The organism is Streptococcus oralis, assembly GCF_023109315.1.
In the GTDB taxonomy this organism is placed as follows: Bacteria; Bacillota; Bacilli; order Lactobacillales; family Streptococcaceae; genus Streptococcus; species Streptococcus oralis_BS.
The window spans coordinates 407,045-415,143 of sequence record NZ_JALDUF010000001.1; the positions used below are offsets into that span (position 1 = coordinate 407,045).

The following is an 8,099-nucleotide window of genomic DNA, read 5'->3' on the forward strand; positions in this document are numbered from 1 at the left end:
ATAGGAAATATGTCATAGTAAATATGTTAAAAAATGAGGTTTTAATATCAAAGTTTGGAAAGCTGATTTATAGCCTTTTCATGGTATAATCAAGTGAGTACATCTTTATGGAGGAAATATGAAGTTAAATATTCAAGAAATTCGTAAGCAGCCTGAAGGTCTACACTTTGAACAAGCTTTAGACCTGGCAGCAGACTTGCGTAAACGAAATCAAGAGATTTTAGATGTCAAAGATATCCTTGCAGTGGGGAAGGTGCAGTATGAAGACCGTCTGTATTTTTTAGACTATCAGTTGTCATATACCATTGTTCTTGCTTCCAGCCGCAGTATGGAGCCAGTTGAGTTGGCAGAGTCTTATCCAGTGACAGAGGTTTTCATGGAAGGAGCAACCAATCAACTAGACCAGGAAGTTCTAGATGATGACTTGGTCTTGCCTATCGAAAATGGGGAAATCGACCTTGCTGAGAGCGTAGCAGATAATATCTTGCTCAATATCCCAATCAAGGTCTTGACGGCAGAAGAAGAGGCGGGCCAAGGATTTGTGTCAGGAAATGACTGGCAAATCATGACTGAGGAAGAATACCAAGCCCAACAAGCAGTCAAGAAAGAAGAAAACAGTCCTTTTGCAGGTTTACAAGGACTATTTAATGGAGACGAGTAGATGGTTTTATCCAAGAAACGTGCCCGTCATGTCATAGAGGAAATCATTGCCCTTTTCCCAGATGCGAAACCAAGTCTAGATTTTCGCAATCATTTTGAACTCTTGGTTGCAGTGATGCTGTCAGCTCAGACCACAGATGCAGCGGTAAATAAGGCCACACCAGGTCTCTTTGCGGCCTTTCCAACGCCACAAGCCATGTCTGTAGCGACAGAGAGTGAAATTGCTTCACACATTTCTCGCCTGGGACTGTATCGAAATAAGGCTAAATTCCTTAAAAAATGTGCCCAACAGTTACTAGACGATTTTGACGGTCAAGTGCCTCAGACTCGAGAGGAATTAGAAAGTCTAGCTGGTGTTGGTCGCAAAACAGCAAATGTCGTCATGAGCGTGGGCTTTGGAATTCCAGCTTTTGCAGTGGACACTCATGTGGAGCGTATCTGTAAGCATCACGATATCGTTAAAAAATCAGCTACGCCACTTGAAGTAGAAAAACGTGTCATGGACGTTCTGCCACCAGAAGAATGGTTAGCAGCCCACCAGGCCATGATTTACTTTGGACGAGCTATCTGCCATCCCAAAAATCCAGAATGTGCCCACTATCCCCAATTATATGATTTTAGTAATGTTTAAGGGGACTCTGAAAAAGTTTTTGCTTGATTTTAAGGGTGCTTTGTGCTATAGTAAATGATAACTAAATAGTCCTTTAAACCTGTCCCGTGAGGCAGGCAAGGAGCGCGATAAAGTAGAAGGGTGAAGTCTATACTGTTTACAGTAGGGCTCGCTTGGCTATACATTTCAAGTCTCCTTGTAGAAGGAGACTTTTCTTTTTGGAGGTTTGTCATGAAGACAAAAGAAGTTGTAGATGAATTGACTGTCAAACGAGCGATTACGCGAATTACTTATGAGATTATTGAGCGCAATAAAGATTTGAATAAAATTATCCTAGCTGGGATAAAAACGCGAGGTGTTTTCATCGCTCATCGTATCAAAGAACGCTTGGAGCAGTTGGAAAATATCACTGTTCCTGTTGTGGAATTGGACACCAAACCTTTCCGTGATGATGTTAAAAGCGGAGAAGATACTTCTTTGATTTCTGTTGATGTGACAGACCGTGAAGTTATCTTGGTGGATGATGTGCTTTATACAGGTCGTACAATCCGTGCTGCTATCGATAACATTGTCGGACATGGTCGTCCTGCGCGCGTGAGTCTTGCGGTGCTAGTAGATCGTGGACATAGAGAATTGCCTATCCGTCCAGATTACGTTGGGAAAAATATCCCAACCAGTCGTTCTGAAGAAATCATCGTAGAGATGACAGAACTTGATGGCCAAGACAGAGTTCTGATTACTGAAGAAGCTTAGAAAGCTGAAGGAGTAGCCATGTCAGAAAATCAACAAGCATTGAACCATGTGGTTTCCATGGAAGACCTCACTGTTGATCAAGTGATGAAATTGATCAAACGAGGGATTGAGTTTAAAAACGGAGCCCAGCTTCCTTATGAAGACCATCCGATTGTTTCCAATCTTTTCTTTGAAGATTCTACACGGACGCATAAATCTTTTGAAGTGGCAGAGATTAAGCTAGGGCTGGAGCGACTGGACTTTGATGTGAAGACCAGCTCAGTAAACAAGGGTGAGACACTGTATGACACAATCCTAACCTTGTCTGCGCTTGGTGTAGATGTCTGCGTGATTCGCCACCCAGAGGTCGATTATTATAAAGAACTGATTGCGAGTCCATCGATTACGACTTCCATTATCAATGGTGGAGATGGTTCAGGTCAACACCCTAGTCAGAGCCTGCTTGATTTGATGACCATTTATGAGGAATTTGGTCACTTTGAGGGTCTCAAGGTTGCTATTGCAGGTGACTTGGATCATTCACGTGTTGCCAAATCCAATATGCAAATTTTGAAACGCTTGGGAGCTGAACTTTTCTTTGCAGGACCTGAGGAATGGAGAAGTCAAGAGTTTGCGGACTATGGACAGTTTGTAACTATTGATGAGATTGTTGATCAGGTGGATGTTTTGATGTTGCTCCGCGTTCAACATGAACGCCATGATAGTGGAGCAGTCTTTTCAAAAGAAGACTACCATGCTCAACACGGTTTGAACCAAGAACGCTATAATCGCTTAAAAGAAGAAGCCATTATTATGCATCCTGCTCCAGTGAATCGCGATGTGGAAATTGCAGACCACTTGGTTGAAGCGCCAAAATCACGCATTGTCCAACAAATGACCAACGGTGTCTTTGTTCGAATGGCAATCTTAGAATCCGTACTGGCGAGTAGAAACGCCAATTAAAACACAAGACGTTAAAAGACGCCAGTGAGCGTCCACGAGAGGTGAAAATATGACAAAAAGACTTCTAGTATTAGAAGATGGCACAGTTTTTGAAGGCAAGGCCTTCGGAGCAGATATTGATGTAACAGGCGAAATCGTCTTTAACACAGGTATGACCGGCTACCAAGAGTCCATTACAGACCAGTCTTATAATGGACAAATCTTGACCTTTACTTATCCTTTGGTGGGAAATTATGGAATTAATCGTGATGATTACGAATCCATTATTCCGACTTGTAAGGGAGTTGTCGTTTTTGAAGAAGCACGTCGAGCTAGCAACTGGCGCAACCAAATGACCTTGGATGAATTTTTGAAAGCCAAGAAAATTCCAGGGATTTCAGGAATTGATACGCGTGCACTTACCAAGATTATTCGTAAGCACGGTACTATGCGTGCAACCTTGACTCATGTTGGAGACAGTATGGACCATGTGACTGACCAGCTTCAAGCAACAGTCCTGCCGACAGACAATATCAAGCAGGTTTCTACTAAAACATCATATCCAGCTCCTGGAGTTGGTTTGAGCGTGGTGCTAGTGGATTTTGGTCTTAAGCACTCAATCCTACGTGAACTTTCCAAACGCAACTGTAATGTGACCGTCGTTCCGTATTCAACAACGGCGGAAGAAATTCTCCACCTCAATCCTGACGGAGTTATGTTGTCAAATGGTCCAGGTAACCCAGAAGATGTTCCAGAAGCACTGGACATGATTCGTGGTGTGCAAGGGAAAATTCCAATTTTCGGAATTTGTATGGGACACCAACTTTTTGCTATGGCAAATGGGGCTAAGACATACAAGATGAAATTTGGTCACCGCGGATTTAACCACGCGGTACGTGAGATTGCTACAGGCCGTATAGACTTCACCAGCCAGAACCACGGTTATGCAGTTAGCCGTGAGGACTTGCCAGATCATTTGATCATTACCCACGAAGAAATCAATGATAAATCAGTTGAAGGAGTTCGCCACAGATACCAACCAGGTTTTTCTGTACAATTCCACCCAGACGCAGCTCCTGGTCCACACGACGCAAGCTACCTATTTGACGAATTTATCGAGATGATGGAAGCCTTTAAACAATCAAACTAAGAACGAGTAAGACTTGTCGGAGAATTTATGGAATTGAACACGGACGGAAAGCTCGGAATTTAGATAAACCAAGGAAGAATTTCTATCCTTGGTTTCCTAAAATTCAGTCGCTTTCTTATCGTCCTTTGTATCTTATTTAATGTCACCCTGTGAGGCGACGAATAGAAAGGCAGGTCGTTTCTTTTAGTCGCTATTGGGCGAACTAAAAACTCCCTGCACTAGATTTTTTATCGAAAAATATCGTTTCTCTAAAAAATCGTCGGAGAACTTATTTAATGGCAACCAGAGAGTTGCCGAATAGAAAGGAGAAGATACATTGTTCGCGGAAGTGAACACGCCCTAAGAACTGTGTGAAAAAGATAAACGTCGTTTTGACGCTAAAGGCGTCTGCACCGAGTTTCCTATTTTCCCTGTGTTCTTTACGGGCTTTGTATCATAAACTATGCCTAAACGTACTGATATTCAAAAAATTATGGTGATTGGTTCTGGTCCGATTATTATTGGTCAGGCTGCTGAGTTTGACTACGCTGGGACCCAGGCCTGCTTGTCTTTGAAAGAGGAAGGTTATGAGGTTGTCTTGGTGAACTCAAATCCTGCCACCATCATGACGGATAAGGAGATTGCGGACAAGGTCTACATCGAACCGATTACACTTGAGTTTGTGACACGTATTCTCCGTAAGGAACGTCCTGATGCTTTGCTTCCAACTCTTGGAGGTCAGACAGGACTCAATATGGCCATGGAATTGTCTAAAAACGGTATTCTAGATGAATTGGGAGTAGAGCTTCTAGGTACTAAATTATCTGCCATCGACCAAGCGGAGGACCGTGACCTCTTTAAACAATTGATGGAAGAGCTTGAGCAGCCGATCCCTGAATCTGAAATTGTCAACACAGTGGAAGAAGCTGTTGCCTTTGCGGCATCAATCGGGTACCCTGTTATCGTTCGTCCAGCCTTTACCCTTGGTGGTACTGGTGGTGGTATGTGTGCCAACGAAGAAGAATTACGTGAAATCGCTGAAAATGGGTTGAAACTGTCACCTGTTACCCAATGTTTGATTGAACGTTCAATCGCAGGTTTCAAGGAAATCGAATACGAAGTGATGCGAGATTCAGCTGACAATGCACTAGTTGTTTGTAACATGGAAAACTTTGACCCAGTTGGGATTCATACAGGGGATTCCATCGTCTTCGCTCCTGCGCAAACCATGTCAGACTATGAAAACCAAATGCTACGTGACGCGAGCTTGAGCATTATCCGCGCACTCAAGATTGAAGGTGGGTGTAACGTTCAGCTGGCCCTTGATCCGCATAGCTTCAAGTACTATGTTATCGAAGTAAACCCTCGTGTATCGCGTTCGTCAGCTCTTGCTTCTAAGGCGACGGGTTATCCGATTGCCAAATTGGCTGCCAAGATTGCCGTTGGTTTGACTCTGGATGAGGTCATCAACCCAGTTACAGGTTCAACTTATGCTATGTTTGAACCAGCTCTTGACTACGTCGTTGCTAAGATTCCACGTTTCCCATTTGACAAGTTTGAAAAAGGTGAGCGTCGTCTCGGAACTCAGATGAAAGCGACTGGGGAAGTCATGGCCATTGGTCGTAACATCGAGGAATCTCTTCTAAAAGCCTGTCGTTCACTTGAAATTGGGGTTCACCACAATGAAATGCCTGAATTGGCAACCGTTTCTGATGATGCCTTGATTGAAAAGGTTGTCAAGGCCCAAGATGACCGTCTCTTCTACGTATCAGAAGCTATTCGCCGTGGTTACACACCAGAAGAGATTGCAGATTTGACTAAGATTGATATCTTCTATCTTGATAAACTCTTGCATATCTTTGAAATTGAGCAAGAATTAGGAACTCATCCACAAGATGTAGCAGTCCTAAAAACAGCAAAACTCAATGGTTTCTCAGATCGTAAGATTGCGGAACTTTGGGAAACGACAGCTGACCAAGTTCGCCAACTTCGCTTGGAAAACAAGATTGTTCCAGTCTATAAGATGGTCGATACCTGTGCGGCAGAATTTGACTCTGAAACACCATATTTCTATTCAACCTATGGATGGGAAAATGAGTCTATCAAGTCTGATAAGGAATCCGTCCTAGTCCTAGGTTCAGGTCCAATCCGTATCGGACAAGGGGTTGAGTTTGACTACGCAACCGTTCACTCTGTTAAGGCAATCCAGGCAGCTGGTTATGAGGCCATCATCATGAACTCAAACCCAGAGACCGTTTCTACGGACTTCTCTGTGTCTGATAAGCTCTACTTTGAACCATTAACTTTTGAAGATGTGATGAATGTCATTGATTTGGAGCAACCAAAAGGCGTTATTGTTCAGTTTGGTGGTCAAACAGCCATCAACCTTGCGGAGCCATTGGCCAAAGCAGGAGTGACCATTCTTGGTACACAAGTTGCTGACCTAGACCGGGCGGAAGACCGCGACCTCTTTGAGCAAGCCCTTAAAGACTTGGATATTCCACAGCCACCAGGCCAAACAGCAACCAATGAAGAAGAAGCGGTGCTTGCAGCTCGCAAGATTGGCTTCCCAGTCTTAGTTCGTCCATCTTATGTCTTGGGTGGACGTGCCATGGAAATCGTAGAAAATGAAGAAGACCTTCGTTCTTACATGCGTACTGCTGTTAAGGCCAGTCCAGACCACCCAGTTCTTGTTGATTCATACATCGTTGGACAAGAGTGCGAAGTTGATGCCATTTCAGATGGAGAAAATGTTCTCATCCCTGGTATCATGGAGCATATCGAACGTGCCGGTGTCCACTCAGGTGACTCAATGGCCGTTTACCCACCACAAACTTTGTCTCAGAAGGTTCAAGAAACAATCGCAGACTACACAAAACGCCTAGCAATCGGTCTTAACTGCCTTGGAATGATGAACATCCAGTTTGTTATCAAGGATGAAAAAGTCTACGTTATTGAGGTCAATCCACGTGCCAGCCGTACGGTTCCATTTCTTTCTAAAGTGACCAATATCCCTATGGCTCAAGTAGCAACTAAGCTCATTCTTGGTCAAAGTCTTGAAGAACTTGGCTACCAAGATGGACTTTATCCAGAAAGCACTCGCGTTCATATCAAGGCGCCTGTCTTCTCCTTTACGAAACTAGCTAAGGTAGACAGCTTGCTCGGTCCTGAAATGAAGTCAACAGGGGAAGTTATGGGTTCTGATACTACTCTTGAAAAAGCTTTGTACAAGGCCTTTGAAGCTTCTTACCTGCACTTGCCAACTTTTGGAAATGTGGTCTTTACCATCGCTGATGATGCCAAAGATGAAGCCTTGGACTTGGCTCGTCGTTTCCAAAATATCGGTTACGGTATCCTCGCGACAGAAGGGACAGCAGCCTTCTTTGCTAGTCATGGACTGCATGCTCAACCTGTTGGTAAGATCGGTGATGATGAGAAGGATATCCCAAGTTTTGTCCGCAAAGGAAAAATCCAAGCAATCATCAACACTGTCGGAACCAAACGAACTGCTGATGAAGATGGTGAGCAAATTCGCCGTTCAGCTATTGAACACGGTGTGCCACTCTTTACAGCCCTAGATACAGCTAATGCCATGCTCAAGGTGCTAGAAAGCCGTAGTTTTGTCACAGAAGCAATTTAGTTTCTTGTTAAATGATCTAAGTAGCTTTTATCCAGCGTCAAAAGACGCTGGTTTTTCCTCTTTTATAGAGAAATCGAGTTAGAAATAATAGTTACAGTTCACTATTAAATGTCAAAGTTTATCAATAGATTTATCATTATCGTTAATGAGTAGACTTATTCTGACTTTCCCTAAAATTTTGTTGAATTTTCTTAAGTTTTTATCATATTTTTTATAATTAAGGTGCCTTAAGAAAAATAATGAAAAAACTAAATGTTTTTCATATAGTTTTCATTTTTTGTGTTATAATTAAGGCGCCTTAAGAAAAATATTAAGGTGCCTTAAGAAAAATAATGAAAAAACTAAATGTTTTTCATATAGTTTTCATTTTTTGTGTTATAATTAAG

General features: G+C 42.8%; 6 protein-coding genes. All 6 read left to right on the top strand.

Features of this window, described 5'->3' with window-relative positions:
* Positions 1-118: 118 nt before the first annotated feature.
* The 6 genes from M1F74_RS01940 (at position 119) to carB (ending at position 7,713) form a co-directional block, all read left to right on the top strand.
* Positions 119-661, top strand: a complete 543-nt coding sequence (locus tag M1F74_RS01940; RefSeq protein WP_000773192.1) for a YceD family protein — start codon at positions 119-121, stop codon at positions 659-661.
* A complete protein-coding gene (gene nth, locus M1F74_RS01945) occupies positions 662-1,291 on the top strand; it encodes an endonuclease III (RefSeq protein ID WP_000244431.1) in 630 nt (209 codons plus the stop codon).
* Between the two features lie 210 nt (positions 1,292-1,501).
* Complete coding sequence (gene pyrR, locus M1F74_RS01950; protein WP_000850018.1) at positions 1,502-2,023, top strand: bifunctional pyr operon transcriptional regulator/uracil phosphoribosyltransferase PyrR; 522 nt, start codon at positions 1,502-1,504, stop codon at positions 2,021-2,023.
* 18 nt (positions 2,024-2,041) lie between these two features.
* The gene (locus tag M1F74_RS01955) at positions 2,042-2,965 is read left to right on the top strand and encodes an aspartate carbamoyltransferase catalytic subunit (protein WP_213988420.1); all 924 of its coding nucleotides are present in this window, start codon (positions 2,042-2,044) and stop codon (positions 2,963-2,965) included.
* Positions 2,966-3,014: 49 nt separating this feature from the next.
* On the top strand, positions 3,015-4,094 hold the full coding sequence (locus M1F74_RS01960) for a carbamoyl phosphate synthase small subunit (protein WP_000166845.1): 1,080 nt from the start codon (positions 3,015-3,017) through the stop codon (positions 4,092-4,094).
* 442 nt (positions 4,095-4,536) lie between these two features.
* Complete coding sequence (gene carB / locus M1F74_RS01965) at positions 4,537-7,713, top strand: carbamoyl-phosphate synthase large subunit (RefSeq protein WP_247946139.1); 3,177 nt, start codon at positions 4,537-4,539, stop codon at positions 7,711-7,713.
* The last annotated feature ends 386 nt before the right edge of the window (positions 7,714-8,099 follow it).

Bases quoted from the DNA above. Each gene is read 5' to 3' on its own strand.
- nth (WP_000244431.1), top strand. From the start codon at position 662: ATGGTTTTATCCAAGAAACGTGCCCGTCATGTCATAGAGGAAATCATT.
- M1F74_RS01940 (WP_000773192.1), top strand. From the start codon at position 119: ATGAAGTTAAATATTCAAGAAATTCGTAAGCAGCCTGAAGGTCTACAC.
- M1F74_RS01955 (WP_213988420.1), top strand. From the start codon at position 2,042: ATGTCAGAAAATCAACAAGCATTGAACCATGTGGTTTCCATGGAAGAC.
- pyrR (WP_000850018.1), top strand. From the start codon at position 1,502: ATGAAGACAAAAGAAGTTGTAGATGAATTGACTGTCAAACGAGCGATT.
- M1F74_RS01960 (WP_000166845.1), top strand. From the start codon at position 3,015: ATGACAAAAAGACTTCTAGTATTAGAAGATGGCACAGTTTTTGAAGGC.
- carB (WP_247946139.1), top strand. From the start codon at position 4,537: ATGCCTAAACGTACTGATATTCAAAAAATTATGGTGATTGGTTCTGGT.